Raw genomic sequence first — 18,561 nt, 5'->3', positions numbered from 1 at the left:
GTGCGGTACCTGTAGGAGCGGCCTTGTGTCGCGATGGGCTGCGTAGCAGCCCCAGGATTTCGAATCAGAAGAAAGTCCCGACGATCAGCTGCATATAGGTCCCGGTATCCCGCCCACCCAGCTGCGTCCCGCCATTGGCCGCGCTGCGTTCCGGTTTGTAGAACCCTACCAGCGGGCTGATCAGCAGGTGGTCGTTGACCATCCATTCCACATACAGGTCCAGCTCCCGCCCGCCCAGGTTGCCCTGGTCGGTGTCCAGCGTATCGAAGTCGAAGTACAGCGCGCCGACGGTCAGGTTGTCCCGTGGTTTGCCCTTCAGCGCCACGTGGTGCACCTGGCTGTTGCTGTTGAACGGCCCGGCATAATTGGCTGCCACCTCACCCTGGAACCAGGTGCCATAGCCACGGCTCAGGCCATAGAACAGCGGGTCGAAGTCTTCGGAAAAGCGGCTGTAGCGGTAGGTGGCGGTGGGGGACCAGGGCAGTTCGGAGAAGGTCCAGTTGCCTTCCAGGTACCAGGCGTTCTCCCGCCCGCCGGTTTTGTCCTGGGTCACGTACTCGGCGGCCAGCTCCAGGTCTTTCACCCCCAGGTTGCCACGCCCGCGCAGGCTGGCGGTGTCCATGCCGTCGCGGTGTTCCAGGCCCATGATCTGCGCGTAGCGCTGGTCCACGTCGAGGCCGCGGATCCAGCTCAGGCCGACGGTGCCGGCTTCGGCGACGTGCTCCAGGTTGGCCACCGCCAGCGAGGTGTCGGCCTGGTAGTGGTTGTCGGACTTCAGCCACATCAGGTCGCTGCGCCAGCCTTGCTTGCCGCCAAGGCGCAGCACGGCGGTGCTGTCGAAGGCCTTGCGTGCGGCCAGGTAGTAGGCGCCACCGCGGTCGAAGTTGGCGCCCAGGTCGACCTTGCCCAGGTTCACTGGGTCGCCCTGGATCAGGAAGCCGTCGCCCAGGGTCACCACCTGGCGGCCGCCGGAAATGTTCACGCCGTCTTCGCCCAGGGCCGGGAACAGGTTGGCCGAGCGCCAGCCCAGGTACAGGTCTTCGATGGCGGTGCGGCGCTCGTCCCCCAGGGTCAGGCCGGCGGCATCGCCGTCGCCCCAGGTGGCGGAGCTGAGCAGGTTGAAGGCACCGTAGAGCGCGCCGCTGTCGGCCAGGGCCTGGCTGCCGCTGAGGCCATACTTGACGTAGCCTTCCTGCCAGGCGGTACTACCAGGCTTGCGGTTGCCGGCGAGGTTGAAGCTTTCGTCGCTGTGGAAAGCGCCGAACAGGGCTTCGATGTCGGCGTTGAGGGTGGTGCCGTCGTGGTTGTACAGCTCGTAGGCCTGGGTGACCGGGGCGGCGAACAGCAGGGCCAATGTGCAGGCGAGTTTGTGCCTCATGGTGTGCTCCATGTTTTTGTTGTTGTTCTCGGGTTGCCTGTGCCGGCGTCTTCGCAGCACAAGGCTGCTCCTACAAGGACCGCGCTACCTTTGTAGGAGCAGCCTTGTGCTGCGAAGAGGCCGGTACAGGAAAATGATCAGAGCTTGATCAACACCGATTTCAGCTCGGTGTAGTGGTCGATGGCAGCCGCCCCCATCTCACGACCGACGCCGGACATCTTGTAGCCGCCAAACGGCAAGGCAGGGTCGAGGGCGCTGTGGCAGTTGACCCACACCGACCCCGACTTGATGCGCGGGATCATCCGGTGTACGGCGGCCAGGTCGTTGGACCAGATGCTCGCACCCAGCCCATAGGGGTTGTCGTTGGCCATGCCGATCACTTCGTCGATGTCATCGAACGGCAGCGCCACCAGCACCGGCCCGAAGATCTCTTCCTGTACCAGGCGGTGGCGCTGGTCGACATCGACGATCACCGTCGGCTTGACGAAGTAGCCAGGCCCGAAGCCTTCGCCACCACAGGCGATGGTCGCGCCCAGCTCGCGGCCAAGCTCGATGTAGCCGGTGACGCGGTCCTGCTGCTTGGCCGAGATCAGCGGGCCCATCTGCACCGCAGGGTCCAGGCCGCTGCCCAGCTTCATGCCGTTGGCGATGCCGGCGATGTCGGCCACCACGTTGTCGAAGTGCTTGCGGTGCACGTACAGGCGGGACCCGGCGCAGCACACCTGGCCCTGGTTGAAGAAGATCGCCGTGGCGGCGCCGGCGGCGGCTTCCTGCAGGTTGGCGTCGGGCATGACGATGGTCGGCGACTTGCCGCCGAGCTCCAGGGTGACACGGGTCATGTTGTCCATGGCTGCCTTGCCGATCAGCTTGCCGACCTCGGTGGAGCCAGTGAAGGTCAGCTTGTCCACGCCGGGGTGGCGGCTGAGTGCGGCGCCGGCGTTCAGGCCGGTGCCGGTGACCACGTTGAACACGCCAGCCGGGTAGCCGGCTTCGTCCACCAGCTCAGCCAGCTTGAGCACGCTCAGCGGTGTTTCGTCCGCGGGCTTGAGCACTACGGTGCAACCGGTAGCCAGGGCCGGGCCGAGCTTCCAGCAGGCCAGCAGCAACGGGAAGTTCCAGGCGACGATGGCGCCGACCACGCCCACTGCCTCGCGCCGCACGAAACCATGGAACTGGTCGTTGGGCATCAACGGCATCGAGGCTTCGACGGTGCTACCCTCGATCTTGGTGGCCCAGCCGGCCATGTAGCGCAGGAAGTCGATGGCCAGTTGCACGTCCATCACCTGGGCAACGGCGGCGCTCTTGCCGTTGTTCAGGCATTCCAGTTCGGCCAGCTGGCGGGCGTCGCGCTCCATCAGGTCGGCCAGGCGCCACAGCAGGTTCTGCCGCTCGCGTGGGCGCAGGCGGCTCCACGGCGAATCGTCGAAGGCCTGGCGAGCGGCGCGCACGGCGCGGTCGACATCTTCGGCCTCGGCGGCGGGCACTTCACCCAGTACCTCGCCAGTGGCCGGGTTGCGGAACGCCAGGGTGCGACCGCTGGCGGCGTCCTGCCAGTCGGCGCCGATGCGCATCTTCAGCTTGCGTTCGAGAAAGGCGCGGGTGGCGGGCAGGATGGGCAGTTCGGAAAGCATGGGACGGTGCCTCTTGTCATTGGATGTGACAGGCATAGGCGCAATGGGCGTGCCAAGGTCGGTAGATGGCTGCAAACCGTTGAACGGGTTGGGTTTTTTCCTGCTGCAAGGTTGGGATTGCAGGGTTGCGCTGTTGCACATTGAGACGGTGTGAGACGGTGGTGAAACAGTGGCTGTTCCGGCCTCTTCGCGGGCACGCCCGCTCCCACAGGGAATGCACAATGCCTGGAGCCGGTGCGATACCTGTAGGAGCGGGCATGCCCGCGAAGGCCTGCGCAGCAGGCCCTTGTCTCAGGATGAAACACCCTGTCGCGAAATGGCACGCTGCAATTGGCCATACCTGCTGCTGGCCAAGGCCGGAAAACCGGCTAAAAGGTTGAAAGAAAACACTTTTACATCACCTGGCACAGTTCCTGTATCACAACCGTCACATGCACACCTGCTGTACCAAAGCGTGCGAAAACGATAAGAACAACAACCGTGGAGGTCTGACCTTGAAGACGACTCGACTCCGGCGGCATGCGGGCAAACTGGCGCTGGTCGCCGCCGCGCTGCTGAGCACCCAGGCCATGGCGGCCGAGCAGGGCCCGAGCCTGTTGCAGAACAAGTGCATGGGGTGCCATATCCCCGAAGGCAACGACACCTACAGCCGCATCAGCCACCAGCGCAAGACGCCGGAAGGCTGGCTGATGAGCATCGCCCGCATGCAGGTGATGCACGGCCTGCAGATCAGCGACGACGACCGCCGCACCCTGGTCAAGTACCTGGCCGACAAGCAGGGCCTGGCGCCCAGCGAAACCGATGGCGTGCGGTATGCCATGGAGCGCCGGCTGAACACCGTCGAGCAGTTCGACACCCAGCTCAGCGAAACCTGTGGCCGTTGCCACTCCGGTGCCCGTGTCGCCTTGCAGCGGCGCCCGGCCAAGGAGTGGGAGCACCTGGTCAACTTCCATCTCGGCCAGTGGCCGTCCCTCGAATACCAGGCCCAGGCGCGTGACCGCGACTGGCTGCCGATCGCCCTGCAACAAGTGGTGCCGGACCTGGCCAAGCGCTACCCGCTGGAAAGCGCGGCGTGGGCCGAATGGCAGAAAGCCAGGCCCAAGGCCGATACGCTGCCGGGCCAGTGGACATTCAGCGGCCACATGCTGGCCAAGGGCGATGTGCGCGGGGTGATGAGCGTCACGCCTGACCAGGGTGACACCTTCAAGGTCGAGGTCAAGGGCGCTTATGCCGACGGCACGCCGTTCAATGGCAGCGGGTCGGCGATCCTCTACAACGGCTATGAATGGCGTGGCAACGTCAAGGTCGGCGACGCCAACCTGCGCCAGGTGTTCGCCGCGCTGGATGGCGAAATGAAGGGCCGCATGTTCGAGGCCGAGCACGACGAGCGTGGCCTGGACTTCACCGCAGTGAAGGAGGGCAAGGCGCGCCTGCTGGCGGTACAACCGGCATTCATCAAGGCCGGTGGCGAAAGCGAGATCACCCTGGTCGGCAGCGGCCTGGCCGGCAAACCGGACCTGGGCGCTGGCGTGGAAGTGACCGAGGTACTGGAGCAGACCCCAACCCTGGTACGGGTGAAGGCCCGCGCCGCGGCCGATGCCAGGCCTGGCCAGCGCGAAGTCGCCGTAGGGGCGCTCAAGGGCGTCAACCTGGCGGTGTACGACAAGGTCGAGGAAGTGAAAGTGGTGCCGGCGTTCTCCATCGCCCGCATCGGTGAAAACGGCGCCTCGGTGCCCAAGGTGCAGGGCCGCTTCGAGGCCGAAGCCTGGGGCAAGGACGCCAATGGCCAGCCGCTGCGCATCGGCTACTTGCCGGCCAGCTGGAAGGTCGAGCCGTTCAACGAGCGTGCGGTCGAGGACGAAGACGTCAAGTTCGCCGGGAAGATGCAGGCCGATGGCGTGTTCGTGCCAGGCGGCGCTGGCCCCAACCCGGAGCGCAAGATGATGACCAACAACGCCGGCAACCTGAAGGTCATCGCCACCCTGGCCGACGGTGGCCAGACTGGCGAGGGGCACATGATCGTCACCGTACAGCGCTGGAACAACCCGCCGCTGCCGTAACGGCAGGGGGCTTACGGTTTTCCAACGGATCGATTATCGGGAGGTCGCCATGGGCGCGCTACTGAATCTGGTCGAACGCAACCTGCATGAAGTGCAGGTCGACGCCGACCGCATGCTGTTCCATATCCCCAGCAGTTCGCTGTTCACCGCCGACGCGGTGACCGGCGGCATCATCGACACCCTGCGCCAGCAAGGCTGCTCGGCCGAGGAGCTGATGCAGCGCCTTGGCCAGCGGTTTGCCGGCAGCGATATCCAGGACACCCTGCGCGAGCTGATCGCGCTGGAACTGGTCAGCGACGGCTCGCCGCTGACCCCGGAAATCGCCCTCAAGCAGGTCGAGCGCACGGCGCTGAACACCGTGGTGCTCAACGTCAACACCGGCTGCAACCTCAGCTGCACCTACTGCTACAAGGAAGACCTGGACAAACCGTCCGCGGGCAAGAAGATGAGTACTGCCACCGCCGAGGCTTCGGTGGAGATGCTGCTCAAGGAGTCGCCCGACGAGCAGCGCTACAGCGTGGTGTTCTTCGGTGGCGAGCCGCTGTCCAACCGGCCACTGATCGAGCACATGGTCGCCTACTGCGAGCGGCGCTTCGCCGAGGCGGGCAAGCAGGTGGAGTTCATCATGACCACCAATGCCACCTTGCTCAACGAAGAGATCGTCGACTGGCTCAATGCCCATCGCTTCGGCCTGTCGATCAGCATCGACGGCCCCAAGACCGTGCACGACCGCAACCGCATCACCGTGGGCGGGCAGGGCACCTATGACGTGGTGCGGCGCAAGGTCGACATGCTGCTGTCGCGCTACCACAGCCGCCCGGTGGGCGCGCGGGTCACGCTGACCCGTGGCATCACCGATGTCGAGACCATCTGGAACCACCTGTTCAACGAACTGGGCTTCGCTGAAGTCGGCTTTGCCCCGGTCACCTCCGGCGACATGGCCAACTTCAACCTCACGGGCGAAGAGCTGGTGCAGGTGTTCGCCAACATGAAGGCGCTGGGCCGGCGTTACCTGGAGGCTGCGCTGGAGCACCGCAACATCGGCTTCTCCAACCTGCACCAGCTGATCACCGACATCCACGAAGGCCACAAGAAGGCCCTGCCGTGCGGCGCCGGGCTGAAGATGCTGGCCGTGGACCATGAGGGCGAGTTGAACCTGTGCCACCGCTTCACCGGCTCCAGCCTGCCGACCTTCGGCAATGTGCACCAGGGCGTGAAGCAGGCGCAGCTCAACGACTTCCTGTCGCAGCGCCTGGACCGCAGCAACACCGGCTGCGACAGCTGCCGCATCCGCAACCTGTGCTCCGGCGGCTGCTACCACGAAAGCTATGCCCGCTATGGCGACCCGCAGCACCCGACCTACCACTATTGCGAACTGATGCGCGACTGGGTCGACTTCGGCATCGAAGTCTACAGCCGCATCATGGCCGCCAACCCGGCCTTCATCGATCGCTACATCACCCCGCGGAAGGCGCACTGACATGAAGCACTTGAAGCCCCTGAACAACAAGGCGCGCATCCTCGAGCAGGCCGCCGCCGAAGACCGCGTCGAAGAAGTCATGGCCATGAGCGCAGTGGCGGGCTGCACCGCCACCACCGACCCGGGCTGGGAAGTGGACGCCTTTGGTGGCGTGAGCTCGCTGTGCCAGCCGATGGAGGCCGACCTGTATGGCTGCTCCGACCCTTGCTGGTGGCCGGCCCAGGTGCCGGACATGATGAGCACCTACCAGGACTGGAACGCCCAGGCGAGCAACTCGGCGGAAGACTGGCGCAACCTCGGCACCGTGTTCCCGAAAGACAAGTGACCGGCCCAACAAGAATGACAAGGGGAAACCGCATGAAAGCTGGACGCTGCGCGTCACTCGCGCTCACCATCGCCGCCACGGCCTGTGCCGGGCTGGTACAGGCCGCCGACACCGGGCCGGCGCTGAAGGCTGGCCACGAATACATGATCGTGACCAACTACCCGAACAACCTGCACGTGGTCGATGTGGCCAGTGACACGGTGTACAAGAGCTGCGTGATGCCCGACAAGTTCGGCCCCGGCACCGCGATGATGGCGCCGGACAACCGCACCGCCTACGTGCTCAACAACCACTACGGCGACATCTACGGCATCGACCTGGACACCTGCAAGAACACCTTCCACGCCAACCTGTCCAGTGTGCCGGGTGAGGTGGGCCGGTCGATGTACTCGTTCGCCATCAGCCCGGACGGCAAGGAAGTGTACGCCACGGTCAACCCGACCCAGCGCCTGAACGACCACTACGTGGTCAAGCCACCGCGGCTGGAGGTGTTCAGCACCGCCGATGGCCTGGAGGCCAAGCCGGTGCGCACCTTCCCGATGCCGCGCCAGGTGTACCTGATGCGTGCGGCGGACGATGGCAGCCTGTACGTCGCCGGGCCGGACATCTACAAGATGGACGTGAAGACCGGCAAGTACACGGTGGCCTTGCCGCTACGCAACTGGAACCGCAAAGGCTACAGCGCCCCGGACGTGCTGTACTTCTGGCCGCACCAGAGCCCGCGCCACGAGTTTTCGATGCTGTACACCATTGCCAGGTTCAAGGATGACAAGCAGGACCCGGCCACCGCCGATCTGCTGTATGGCTACCTGAGCGTCGACCTGAAGACCGGCAAGACCCACACCCAGGAATTTGCCGACCTGACCGAGCTGTACTTCACCGGGCTGCGTTCGCCAAAAGACCCGAACCAGATCTACGGCGTGCTCAACCGCCTGGCCAAGTACGACCTCAAACAGCGCAAGCTGATCAAGGCGGCGAATCTGGACCACACTTACTACTGCGTGGCCTTCGACAAGAAAGGCGACAAGTTGTACCTGGGCGGCACCTTCAATGACCTGGCGGTGTTCAACCCGGATACGCTGGAGAAAGTGAAGAACATCAAGTTGCCGGGTGGGGACATGTCCACCACCACGCCGCAGGTGTTCATCCGTTAGCTCCAGGATGGCTTCACTGGCCTCTTCGCAGCACAAGGCTGCTCCTACAGGCTACTGCGCTCCAATGTAGGAGCAGCCTTGTGCTGCGAAGAGGCCCGCTCAATCAACACAAGAACAACAAGAGACCGCCCATGCCCCAGCCAAGCTACTCCCAGGGCAACCAGGACAAACCCCTGCTTACCCAGTGCATCGGCGACGCCTTCGACACCACCGTCGCCCGCTTCCCCGACCGTGACGCCCTGGTCGTCCGCCACCAGGCCCTGCGCTACACCTGGCAGCAGCTGGCCGACGCGGTCGACCAGCACGCCCGTGCGCTGATGGCCCTGGGCGTGCAGCCCGGTGACCGCCTCGGTATCTGGGCACCCAACTGCGCAGAGTGGTGCATCACCCAGTTCGCCAGCGCCAAGGTGGGCGCGATCCTGGTCAACATCAACCCGGCCTACCGCTCCAGCGAACTGGACTACGCCCTCGGCCAGTCCGGCTGCCGCTGGGTGATCTGCGCCGACGCGTTCAAGACATCCGACTACCACGCCATGTTGCTGGGCCTGGTTCCGGGCCTGGCCAGCAGCCAGCCGGGCGCCCTGATCTGCGAACGCTTCCCCGAACTGCGCGGTGTGGTCAGCCTGGCCGCTGCGCCACCGGCGGGCTTTCTCGCCTGGCACGACCTGCAGGCCCGTGCCGCGGCCGTCAGCCGCGAAGCCCTTGCCGAGCGCCAGGCGCAGCTGCGCTGCGACGACCCGATCAATATCCAGTACACCTCGGGCACCACCGGTTTCCCGAAAGGCGCCACCCTCAGCCACAGCAACATCCTCAACAACGGCTACATGGTCGGTGAAAGCCTGGGCCTGACCGAGCATGACCGGCTGGTGGTGCCGGTGCCGCTGTACCACTGCTTTGGCATGGTCATGGCCAACCTCGGCTGCATGACCCACGGCAGCACCCTGATCTACCCCAACGACGCCTTCGACCCATTGGCCACCCTGCGTGCGGTGGCGGAAGAAAAGGCCACTGCCTTGTACGGTGTGCCGACCATGTTCATTGCCGAACTGGACCACCCGCAGCGTGACGAGTTCGACCTGTCCAGCCTGCGCACCGGGATCATGGCCGGCGCCACCTGCCCGATCGAAGTGATGCGCCGGGTTATCGGCGAGATGCACATGGCCGAGGTGCAGATTGCCTACGGTATGACCGAAACCAGCCCGGTGTCGCTGCAGACCGGCGCCAGCGACGACCTGGAGCGCCGCGTGACCAGCGTCGGGCGCACCCAGCCAAGGCTGGAGAACAAGGTGATTGATGCCGATGGCAACACGCTGCCGCGGGGCGAGATCGGCGAATTGTGCACGCGGGGTTACAGCGTGATGCTGGGCTATTGGAACAACCCCAAGGCCACGGCCGAAAGCATCGATGAGGAAGGCTGGATGCACACCGGCGACCTGGCGGTGATGGACGAGCAGGGCTATGTGCGTATTGTCGGGCGCAGCAAGGACATGATCATTCGCGGCGGCGAGAACATCTACCCGCGCGAGCTGGAGGAGTTCTTCTTCACCCACCCGGCGGTGGCCGATGTGCAGGTGATTGGCGTGCCGTGCAGCAAGTACGGTGAAGAGATCGTGGCCTGGGTGCGGCTTCATCCGGGGCATACGGCCAGCGCGGAGGAACTGCGCGATTGGGCGAAGGCGCGGATCGCACACTTCAAGGTGCCCCGGTACTTCCGCTTTGTCGATGAGTTCCCGATGACGGTGACCGGCAAGGTGCAGAAGTTCCGCATGCGCGAGATCAGTGTCGAGGAGCTGTTTGCCGGGTAAATCACCCATTGAAAAGGAAGTGGGCCCCTGTAGGAGCGGCCTTGTGTCGCGAAAGGGCTGCAGAGCAGCCCCGGCAATTTGTGCATCTGCGCCGAAATCCCGGGGCCGCTTTGCGGCCCTTTCGCGACACAAGGCCGCTCCTACAAGGACCGCGCAGGCCTGATGGTCAGGCAGCAGATGACCTCAGCCCTGCAGCAACTCCGGGCTGTTGAAGTTGCTCAACCTGCGATCATCGTCGGCACATTCCAGCCCCTGCACCGCTTCACGCAGCAAGGCCTTCTGCAAACTCCGCTCGCCCGTCGCCCAGGCCTGCTCCAGCACCGGTAACACCCGGCGTGGCAGCACGCTGAACATCGGCTGCCAGTACCCACCCTGGCGCACCATGGCCGCACTGTCACCCGCCACCGCCAGGTGCAGCAGGTCCTCGATCAACCCCCGGTCAACCAGCGGTGCATCACAGGCCAGCAGCACCACCCATTCATGCCGCGCCACCTTGAGCCCGGCAATCACCCCCGCCAACGGCCCGGGGTAGTCCGCCTCGGCATCGCCGACCAACTGGTCGGCATACGCCCGGTAGGCCTGCTGGTTACGGTTGCAGGAAATCACCAGGTCATCGCTGAGCGGCCGTACCACGCGCTGCACATGCGCCACCAGCGGTTCGCCCTGCCAGTCGACCAGGCCCTTGTCGCGGCCGCCCATGCGCTGGCCGCGGCCACCGGCGAGAATGAGGATGGAGCAGGGGGGCAGGGCATCAGGCATGAAAAAGGGTTCCGGGCAGTCAATGCCGGGAACCCTCCCATTTCACGCGGGGCTTGTCCAGTCAGCTGTCGCTGGTCACGGCCTGCGTGTCGGCATTACCCGCCTGGCGTCGCCCGGCAAGGCGCATCACCACCACGAAGAACACCGGCACGAACACCACGGCCAGGGTGGCGCTGAGCATGCCGCCGATCACCCCGGTACCGATCGCCTTCTGGCTGGCCGAGCTGGCGCCGCTGGCAATGGCCAGTGGCACCACGCCCAGGATGAACGCCAGCGAGGTCATCACGATCGGGCGCAGGCGCAGGCGCGCGGCCTGCACGGCGGCGTCGGCAGCATCCACGCCCTGGTCGACCAGGCTCTTGGCAAACTCGATGATCAGGATGGCGTTCTTCGCCGACAGGCCGATCAGCGTGATCAGGCCGACCTTGAAGAACACGTCGTTGGGCATGCCGCGCAGGGTCACCGCCAGCACCGCACCGAGCACGCCCAGCGGTACTACCAGCAGAACTGCGGTGGGGATCGACCAGCTTTCGTACAGCGCTGCCAGGCACAGGAACACCACCAGCAACGACAGCGCCATCAGCATCGGTGCCTGGCTGCCGGACAGCCGCTCCTGCAGCGACAGGCCAGTCCATTCCAGGCCGGCACCGGCCGGCAGCTGGGCCACCAGGCGCTCGATCTCGGCCATGGCTTCGCCCGAACTGTAGCCGGCTGCCGGTTCGCCGGAAATCGACACCGCCGGGTAGCCGTTGTAGCGGGTCAGCTGCACCGGGCCGCTGACCCACCTGGCCTGGACGAAGGCGCCCAGTGGCACCATCTTGCCGCTGTCGTTGCGCACGTGGATCTTCAGCAGGTCTTCGACCTGGCTGCGCTGGTCGCCTTCGGCCTGCACCACCACCCGCTGCATGCGGCCCTGGTTGGGGAAGTCGTTGACGTAGCTGGAACCCACGGCCACGTCCAGCACCGAACCGATATCGGCAAACGATACGCCCAGGGCGTTGGCCTGGCGGCGGTCGATTTCCAGTTGTACCTGCGGGCTTTCCGCCAGCGAGGCTTCGCGCACGTTGGTCAGCACCTTGCTTTTGCCGGCATTTGCCAGCAGTTCGTCGCGGGCGGCCATCAGCTCGGCGTGGCCCATGCCGCCGCGGTCCTGCAGGCGGAACTCGAAGCCGGTCGACTCGCCAAGGCCGTCGATTGGCGGTGGCAGCACGGAATAGGCCACGGCGTCCTTGAGCTGGGTAAAGGCCATGGTCGCGCGGTCGGCGATCGACTGGGCGCTGTCGTCGGCACCGCGCTCGGACCAGTCCTTGAGCGTGGTGAAGGCCAGCGCTGCGTTCTGCCCGCTGCCCGAGAAGCTGAAACCCAGGATCAAGGTGGTGTTACCCACGCCGGGCTCTTCGGCGTTGTGCGCCTCGATCTGTGCCGCCACCTGCTCGGTGCGCATGCGGCTGGCGCCCGGCGGCAGCTGGATATCGGTGATGGTGTAGCCCTGGTCTTCGGTGGGCAGGAACGCCGTGGGCAGCTGGCTGAAGCCATAACCCAGCACCGCCAGCAGCAACGCGTATACCAGCAGGTAGCGGCCGCTGCGCTTGAGCGCCTGCACCACCCAGCGCTGGTAACCGTTGCTCATGCCCTCGAAGCGCCGGTTGAACCAGCCGAAGAAGCCCTTGCGTTCGTGGTGCTCGCCCTTGGCCACCGGCTTGAGCAGGGTGGCACACAGCGCCGGGGTCAGGCTGAGGGCGAGGAACGCCGAGAACAGGATCGACACTGCCATCGACAGCGAGAACTGCTGGTAGATCACCCCCACAGAGCCTTGCATGAAGGCCATCGGCAGGAACACCGCCACCAGCACCAGGGTAATGCCGACGATCGCGCCGCTGATCTGGCCCATCGCCTTGCGCGTAGCCTCCTTGGGCGGCAGGCCTTCCTCAGCCATGATCCGCTCGACGTTTTCCACCACCACGATGGCATCGTCGACCAGGATGCCGATGGCCAGCACCATGCCGAACAGGGTCAGCACGTTGACCGAGAAGCCCATGGCCAGCATCACGGCGAAGGTGCCCATCAGGGCCACCGGCACCACCAGGGTCGGGATCAGGGTGTAGCGCAGGTTCTGCAGGAACAGGAACATCACCGCGAACACCAGCAGCATGGCTTCGAACAGGGTGTTGATGACCTGCTCGATCGACACCTTGACGAATGGCGAGGTGTCGTAGGGGATGTCGTACTTGACGCCTTCCGGGAAGTAGCGCGCCAGGTCCTGCATCTTCGCCCGCACCAGGGTGGCGGTTTCCATGGCGTTGGCGCCCGGCGACAGCTGCACGCTGAAGGCGGTGGCCGGCTTGCCGTTCAGGCGCGTGCCGTACTGGTATTCCTGGGCACCGATCTCGACCCGGGCGACATCGCCGATGGTCACCGTGGAACCGTCCGGGTTGGCACGCAGGACAATCCCGGCGAACTCCTCGGGGGTGCTCAGCTGGCCCTTGACCACCACGTTGGCGGTGATTTCCTGAGTGCCACGGGTGGGCAGGTCACCAATGCTGCCGGGGGCCACCTGGGCGTTCTGCGCGGCGATGGCCTCGGCCACGTCGTTGGGCGTGAGGTTGAAGCCGATCAGCTTGCGTGGGTCGATCCAGATGCGCATGGCGCGTTCCGAACCGTACAGCTGGGCCTTGCCGACGCCCTTGAGGCGGCGGATCTCGTCCATCACGTTGCGCGCAAGGATATCCGACAGGGCGGTTTCGTCGAGCTTGCCGTCTTCGGAGGTGAGGGTGGCCAGCAGCAGGAAGCCGGTGGAGACCTTTTCCACCTGCAGGCCTTGCTGGGTCACCGGGCGCGGCAGGCGCGACTCGACCACCTTCAGGCGGTTCTGCACGTCGACCTGGGCCAGGTCCGGGTTGGTGCCCGGGGCGAAGGTGGCGGTGATGGTGGCGCTGCCCAGGCTGCTCTGCGACTCGAAGTACAGCAGGTTGTCGGCGCCGTTAAGCTCCTGCTCGATCAGGCTGACCACGCTCTCGTCCATGGTCGCCGCCGAGGCGCCCGGGTACACGGCGTAGATTTCCACCTGCGGCGGGGCCACGTTGGGGTACTGGGCCACCGGCAGCTGCGGGATGGCCAGGGCACCGGCCAGCAGGATGAACAGGGCGACCACCCAGGCGAATACCGGGCGGTCGATGAAGAATTGCGGCATGAATCAGGCCCTCACTGGCCAGTGTGCTGTGCGATGGGCGATGCCCCTGATGCGTTGTCGACCTGCACCTGGTCACCGGCCTTGACGTGTTGCAGGCCCTCGACCACCACCCGTTCGCCGGGGGCCAGGCCTTCGCTGACGATCCAGCGGTCGCCCTGGGCGCTGCCCAGTACTACCTGGCGGTCGCTGACCCGGGCCTGCGGGTCGACCACCAGCACCTTGGGCACGCCAGCGCTGTCGCGCAGGATGGCGCGCTGCGGCACGCTCAGGCCCTTGGGCTGCACGGCCTGCTCGAGGCGCACGCGCACGTAGCTGCCTGGCAGCAGGTCGAGGTCCGGGTTGGGGAACTCACTGCGCAGGGTGATCTGGTTGGTGCTGGGGTCGACGCTGATGTCGGAGAACAGCAGTTTGCCCGGCAACGGGTAGGTGCTGCCATCGTCCTGGATCAGCGTGGCCCGGGCCTGGCCGTCGCCCACCTGCTGCAGCTCGCCGGCACGCATGGCGCGGCGCAGGGCGTTGAGCTCGCGGGTCGACTGGGTGACATCGGCGTGGATCGGGTCCAGCTGCTGGATGGTCGCCAGGGGCGTGGTCTCGTTCTGCCCGACCAGCGCACCTTCGGTGACCTGTGCGCGCCCGATACGGCCGGAAATCGGAGCCGTCACGGTGGCGTAGCCGAGGTTCAGGCGGGCGCGTTCCAGGGCGGCCCTGGCCTCGGCCACTGCGGCATCGGCCTGCAGGTAGCTGGCCTTGGCGTTGTCGTATTCCTGGCGGCTGACGGCCTTGTCGTCGACCAGTTCGCGGTAGCGCTGCTCCTGCAGGCGTGCCTGGTACAGGGTGGCCTCGGCCTTGGCCAGGGTGGCGCGGGCGCTGTCGTGGTCGGCCTTGAACGGTGCCGGGTCGATCAGGAACAGCACATCGCCCTGCTTGACGTCGCTGCCTTCGCGATACACCCGCTTGAGCACAACGCCCGCGACACGTGCTCGCACTTCGGCGGTGCGCGGCGCGAGGATGCGGCCGCTGAGCTCACTGCTGATGGCCAGTGGCTGCAGTTGCAGGGTTTCCACCCGCACTTGCGGGGTGGGGGCCTGTTCTTCCTGTTCGGCGCTGTCGTCGCAGCCGGCCAGGGACAGGCTCAGGAGCGCCAGAAGCGCCAACGGGCGCAAGCGTGGGGGGAGGGTAGTAGACATACGGATCTTCCGATGATGACCGCCGGTATGCTACGGCAGGCGTTCCTTGCGTGGCTGTTAATACCTGTAGGACGAGTGTGAAAAAGTGTGAAGAACAATCCTGTCTGCCTGTAGTGTTCTATATCCTGAGTATTCCTGTACCGGCCTCTTCGCGGGCTTGCCCGCTCCCACAGGGACTGCACAGCTTTCAAGTGCTGTTGGGTCCCTGTGGGAGCGGGCAAGCCCGCGAAGAGGCCGGTGAGGTCTTACCCCAACCCAGATTCTCAAGCGCCTATGCCGAATATTTTCCTGGTCGAAGACGACAGCGCCCTGTCCGAACTGATCGCCAGCTACCTGCAACGCAATGACTTCCATGTCCAGGTGATCGCCCGTGGCGATCATGTGCTTGACGAGTACCGCCGGCAAAAGCCCGACCTGGTCATCCTCGACCTGATGCTGCCGGGCATCGACGGCCTGCAGCTGTGCCGCCTGCTGCGCCAGGAGTCGCAGGGCCTGCCGATCCTGATGCTGACCGCCCGCGACGACAGCCACGACCAGGTCCTGGGCCTGGAAATGGGCGCCGACGACTACGTGACCAAACCCTGCGAACCGCGTGTACTGCTGGCCCGCGTGCGTACCCTGCTGCGTCGCAGCAGCGTCAACGAGCCGCGCCTGGACAACGACCTGATCCTGATCGGTGGCCTGCGCATCGACCTGGCCGAGCGCACCGTGAGCTGGCGTGGCGAAGAGGTGGAGCTGTCCAGCGGCGAGTACAACCTGCTGGTGGTACTGGCGCGCAATGCCGGCGAAGTGCTGAACCGCGACCGCATCCTGCAGCAACTGCGGGGTATCGAGTTCAACGGCACCGACCGCTCGGTGGACGTGGCCATCTCCAAGCTGCGGCGCAAGTTCGACGATAACGCCGGCGAAGCGCGCAAGATCAAGACCGTGTGGGGCAAGGGCTATCTGTTCAGCCGTGTCGAGTGGGAGTGCTGACCACCCATGCTGAAGATTCTGGTGCGGCTGTACCTGGTGATCATCGTTGCCTATGCCGGTGCACTGTTGTTCATCCCCGACACCATCGTCGGCCTGTTCCAGGACCGCTTCATGGCCTACAACCTGGACCAGGCCAAGGGCGTGCAGTCGCTGATCGTGCGCCAGTTCCGTCAGGCCCCGCGTGAGCAGTGGCCGGCGGTGGAGCAAGAGCTGGCCAGTGATTTCGCGCCGCTGGAACTGCAACTGCTGCGCATGGACCAGGCTGACCTGAGCGAGGACGAGCAGGCGCGCCTGGAGCACGGCCTGTACGCCGTGCGCATTGCCGAATGGGGCTACTACGAGACGGTGTTGGCGCCGCTGGACAAGGAATGGCTGGTGCGCCTGCACTCACCGCCAGACCCGCTGGATATCAACGTGCTGTCGTGGGGTGTGACCGTCCTGATCGGTGCAGCGATGCTCGGTTGCCTGTTGCTGTGGGTATGGCCGCACTGGCGCGACCTGGAGCGCCTCAAGGAAACCGCCCGGCGCCTGGGCCAGGGGCAGATGGCCGAGCGTACGCACATCTCGCCGCACTCCAACATCGGTGAGCTGGCTGGGGTGTTCGACACCATGGCCAGTGACCTGGAACGCCACGTGAACCAGCAGCGCGAGCTGCTCAATGCGGTGTCGCACGAGTTGCGCACGCCGTTGACCCGGCTGGATTTCGGCCTGGTGCTGCTGTTCGACGAAGTGCCGCCGGCCAGCCGCAAGCGCCTGCTGGAGCTGGTGGGGCATGTGCGTGAGCTGGATGAGCTGGTGCTGGAGCTGTTGTCCTACAGCCGGCTGTACAACGCCGACCAGGCCCGCGAGCGGGTCGAGGTGTCGTTGCTGGAACTGGTCGACAGTGTACTCGGCGGCTTTGCCGAGGAACTCGATGGCCGGGGTATCCAGTGGGAGGTGCGGGCCGAGGGGGATCTGCCGCGTTTTGTGCTGGACCCACGGCTGACGGCACGGGCGGTGCAGAACCTGGTGCGCAATGCCATGCGTTACTGCGACGAGAGCCTGTTGCTGCGTTTGCGCCTGGAAGACGATGGCGCCTGCCTGGTGACGGTGGAGGATGACGGGATTGGTATTCCGGTGGAGGAGCGCGAGCGGATTTTCCAGCCGTTCTACCGCCTGGACCGTAGCCGTGACCGCAATACCGGCGGGTTTGGCCTGGGCTTGGCGATCAGCCGGCGGGCGATCGAGGGGCAGGGTGGCACCTTGACCGTGGCGCAGTCGGCGCTGGGTGGCGCGCAGTTCCGGATTCGCTTGCCTGCCGGGTGATTGGGTGCCTGTGCCGGCCCTTTCGCGGGTGAACCCGCTCCTACAAGAGCCGTACAGATTTCAAACACTGTGGAGCACCTGTGGGAGCGGGTTTACCCGCGAAAGGGCCGGGCCTGCTAATCACTTTCTGCCAGCCGGGCAGACCACAGCACAAACCGGTCCTTGCCACTGTGCTTGGCCTCGTACAGCGCCTGGTCGGCGCGCACCAGCGCCGTGGTCAGGCTGTCGCCCTGGTCCACCCGGGTGAGGCCAATGCTGATGGTTACCGGGTGTTCGCCAACATCTTCACGTACTCGTTGGCACAGCGCCGCCACTCGTTGCTCGGCGCCTTGCTGGTCCAGCCCCTGGAAAAAGATCGCGAATTCCTCACCACCCAGTCGGGCAAACTCGTAACCGGCCATGCTCGCCTTGATATGCAGGGCCACGCGCTTGAGTACTTCATCGCCCACGTCATGGCCAAAACGGTCATTCACCCGCTTGAAGTTGTCGATGTCGATCATCGCCAGGTACTGCTCGGCCGTGGCCAGGCGCAGCTGGTGGCCGGCCTGGGCCATGAACGAGCGGCGATTGGGGATTTCGGTCAGGGCATCGACATAGGCCTGGTCCAGCAGCACCTTGGACAGGTAGAAGTTGTGCAGCTTGGCCTTGCGCATCTGCAGGTAGCTGTAGATGACCAGGCCGCTGAGGAACACCGCGTAGCTGATCAGCATGGCGCCTTCGAGTTCGTCCGGCCCGATACGGGTGTGGTAGAACGGGTTGAGCACCACCCAGGTGATGGCCATGGCGCAGAAGAACGACCAGCGCCGCACCGGTAGCACCGAAACGGCATACAGCACGGTGGACACCCCGAGCACCAGCCATACCGGGCGCTGGGCCACCGGGATGCCTTCGATCACCAGGCGCATGCCCAGGGTGATGGCGGCGATGAACAGCAGGTTGAGTACATCGAAGTGATGGCTGCGACGGGTGAACCGCAGTACCACGGTGAGGCTGCCGAGCAGGGTGATGAACAGATAGGACAGCCAGGTGAAACCCTGGCCGCCGAGGAAGCTGACGATCAGGTCGAAAACCAGCCAGATCAGAATGCTGACGCAGAATACCAGCAGGCAGAACGGGCGCATGAGCTCGAATTCGTGCTGGCGGAATTCGGCGCGCAGGGCGGCGGGGGCGACCTGTTTGCGAACGTGGGCTTCGATGGTCTTGAACATTCGGGCTCCTGAGAGTACTACCATGCCGGTCCCGGCCCTTTCGCAGCACAAGGCTGCTCCTACAGGTGACGCATTTCTCCTGTAGGAGCAGCCTTGTGCTGCGA

13 protein-coding genes are annotated in these 18,561 nt (G+C 65.2%); 7 read left to right on the top strand and 6 right to left on the bottom strand.

Annotated features, from left to right (window positions below):
* Nucleotides 1-64: 64 nt before the first annotated feature.
* Both GEV38_RS15530 and GEV38_RS15525 read right to left on the bottom strand, forming a co-directional pair.
* Nucleotides 65-1,378, bottom strand: coding sequence for a hypothetical protein (locus tag GEV38_RS15530; RefSeq protein ID WP_054572745.1), 1,314 nt, complete (start codon nt 1,376-1,378; stop codon nt 65-67).
* Between the two features lie 137 nt (nt 1,379-1,515).
* Nucleotides 1,516-3,009 carry an aldehyde dehydrogenase gene (locus tag GEV38_RS15525; protein ID WP_054572744.1) on the bottom strand — a complete coding sequence of 498 codons (1,494 nt, stop codon included), beginning with the start codon at nt 3,007-3,009 and terminating at the stop codon, nt 1,516-1,518.
* Nucleotides 3,010-3,503: 494 nt separating this feature from the next.
* Here GEV38_RS15525 and peaA point away from each other — a divergent pair, with 494 nt between their 5' ends.
* From peaA to GEV38_RS15500, 5 genes are all read left to right on the top strand, one after another.
* Nucleotides 3,504-5,069, top strand: coding sequence for a quinohemoprotein amine dehydrogenase subunit alpha (gene peaA, locus GEV38_RS15520; RefSeq protein WP_054572755.1), 1,566 nt, complete (start codon nt 3,504-3,506; stop codon nt 5,067-5,069).
* Between the two features lie 49 nt (nt 5,070-5,118).
* Entirely contained in the window at nt 5,119-6,549 is a 1,431-nt protein-coding gene (gene peaB / locus GEV38_RS15515) for a quinohemoprotein amine dehydrogenase maturation protein (RefSeq protein ID WP_015270568.1), read from the top strand.
* Between the two features lies 1 nt (nt 6,550).
* The gene (gene qhpC, locus GEV38_RS15510) at nt 6,551-6,874 is read left to right on the top strand and encodes a quinohemoprotein amine dehydrogenase subunit gamma (protein WP_004375838.1); all 324 of its coding nucleotides are present in this window, start codon (nt 6,551-6,553) and stop codon (nt 6,872-6,874) included.
* 32 nt (nt 6,875-6,906) lie between these two features.
* Nucleotides 6,907-8,028 carry a quinohemoprotein amine dehydrogenase subunit beta gene (gene peaD, locus GEV38_RS15505; protein WP_015270567.1) on the top strand — a complete coding sequence of 374 codons (1,122 nt, stop codon included), beginning with the start codon at nt 6,907-6,909 and terminating at the stop codon, nt 8,026-8,028.
* Between the two features lie 131 nt (nt 8,029-8,159).
* Nucleotides 8,160-9,833, top strand: coding sequence for a fatty acid CoA ligase family protein (locus tag GEV38_RS15500; RefSeq protein ID WP_015270566.1), 1,674 nt, complete (start codon nt 8,160-8,162; stop codon nt 9,831-9,833).
* Nucleotides 9,834-10,016: 183 nt separating this feature from the next.
* On the opposite strand, the gene mobA is transcribed toward GEV38_RS15500, so the two are convergent.
* The 3 genes from mobA to GEV38_RS15485 all read right to left on the bottom strand — a co-directional run bounded on the left by mobA (nt 10,017) and on the right by GEV38_RS15485 (nt 14,969).
* Nucleotides 10,017-10,592 carry a molybdenum cofactor guanylyltransferase MobA gene (gene mobA / locus GEV38_RS15495; protein WP_015270565.1) on the bottom strand — a complete coding sequence of 192 codons (576 nt, stop codon included), beginning with the start codon at nt 10,590-10,592 and terminating at the stop codon, nt 10,017-10,019.
* A 61-nt stretch (nt 10,593-10,653) separates the two neighbouring features.
* The gene (locus GEV38_RS15490) at nt 10,654-13,782 is read right to left on the bottom strand and encodes an efflux RND transporter permease subunit (RefSeq protein WP_015270564.1); all 3,129 of its coding nucleotides are present in this window, start codon (nt 13,780-13,782) and stop codon (nt 10,654-10,656) included.
* An 11-nt stretch (nt 13,783-13,793) separates the two neighbouring features.
* Entirely contained in the window at nt 13,794-14,969 is a 1,176-nt protein-coding gene (locus GEV38_RS15485) for an efflux RND transporter periplasmic adaptor subunit (RefSeq protein ID WP_015270563.1), read from the bottom strand.
* 273 nt (nt 14,970-15,242) lie between these two features.
* On the opposite strand from GEV38_RS15485, the gene GEV38_RS15480 reads away from it, so the two are divergent.
* The gene (locus tag GEV38_RS15480) at nt 15,243-15,944 is read left to right on the top strand and encodes a response regulator transcription factor (RefSeq protein WP_003259958.1); all 702 of its coding nucleotides are present in this window, start codon (nt 15,243-15,245) and stop codon (nt 15,942-15,944) included.
* 6 nt (nt 15,945-15,950) lie between these two features.
* A complete protein-coding gene (locus tag GEV38_RS15475; RefSeq protein ID WP_013972839.1) occupies nt 15,951-17,249 on the top strand; it encodes an ATP-binding protein in 1,299 nt (432 codons plus the stop codon).
* A gap of 116 nt (nt 17,250-17,365) precedes the next feature.
* Here GEV38_RS15475 and GEV38_RS15470 read toward each other — a convergent pair whose 3' ends face one another.
* Entirely contained in the window at nt 17,366-18,457 is a 1,092-nt protein-coding gene (locus GEV38_RS15470) for a diguanylate cyclase (protein ID WP_015270561.1), read from the bottom strand.
* Nucleotides 18,458-18,561: the final 104 nt, after the last annotated feature.

The organism is Pseudomonas sp. 13159349 (assembly GCF_013305685.1).
Classification (GTDB): domain Bacteria; phylum Pseudomonadota; class Gammaproteobacteria; order Pseudomonadales; family Pseudomonadaceae; genus Aquipseudomonas; species Aquipseudomonas asiatica.
The sequence above is the reverse complement of the archived record's forward strand: the minus strand, read 5'-3'. Positions and strand labels throughout refer to the sequence as shown.

Excerpts from the sequence above, each read along its gene's own strand:
- GEV38_RS15530 (WP_054572745.1), bottom strand. The coding sequence starts at position 1,378 with ATGAGGCACAAACTCGCCTGCACATTGGCCCTGCTGTTCGCCGCCCCG.
- GEV38_RS15525 (WP_054572744.1), bottom strand. The coding sequence starts at position 3,009 with ATGCTTTCCGAACTGCCCATCCTGCCCGCCACCCGCGCCTTTCTCGAA.
- peaB (WP_015270568.1), top strand. The coding sequence starts at position 5,119 with ATGGGCGCGCTACTGAATCTGGTCGAACGCAACCTGCATGAAGTGCAG.
- qhpC (WP_004375838.1), top strand. The coding sequence starts at position 6,551 with ATGAAGCACTTGAAGCCCCTGAACAACAAGGCGCGCATCCTCGAGCAG.
- peaD (WP_015270567.1), top strand. The coding sequence starts at position 6,907 with ATGAAAGCTGGACGCTGCGCGTCACTCGCGCTCACCATCGCCGCCACG.
- GEV38_RS15500 (WP_015270566.1), top strand. The coding sequence starts at position 8,160 with ATGCCCCAGCCAAGCTACTCCCAGGGCAACCAGGACAAACCCCTGCTT.
- mobA (WP_015270565.1), bottom strand. The coding sequence starts at position 10,592 with ATGCCTGATGCCCTGCCCCCCTGCTCCATCCTCATTCTCGCCGGTGGC.
- GEV38_RS15490 (WP_015270564.1), bottom strand. The coding sequence starts at position 13,782 with ATGCCGCAATTCTTCATCGACCGCCCGGTATTCGCCTGGGTGGTCGCC.
- GEV38_RS15485 (WP_015270563.1), bottom strand. The coding sequence starts at position 14,969 with ATGTCTACTACCCTCCCCCCACGCTTGCGCCCGTTGGCGCTTCTGGCG.
- GEV38_RS15480 (WP_003259958.1), top strand. The coding sequence starts at position 15,243 with ATGCCGAATATTTTCCTGGTCGAAGACGACAGCGCCCTGTCCGAACTG.
- GEV38_RS15475 (WP_013972839.1), top strand. The coding sequence starts at position 15,951 with ATGCTGAAGATTCTGGTGCGGCTGTACCTGGTGATCATCGTTGCCTAT.
- GEV38_RS15470 (WP_015270561.1), bottom strand. The coding sequence starts at position 18,457 with ATGTTCAAGACCATCGAAGCCCACGTTCGCAAACAGGTCGCCCCCGCC.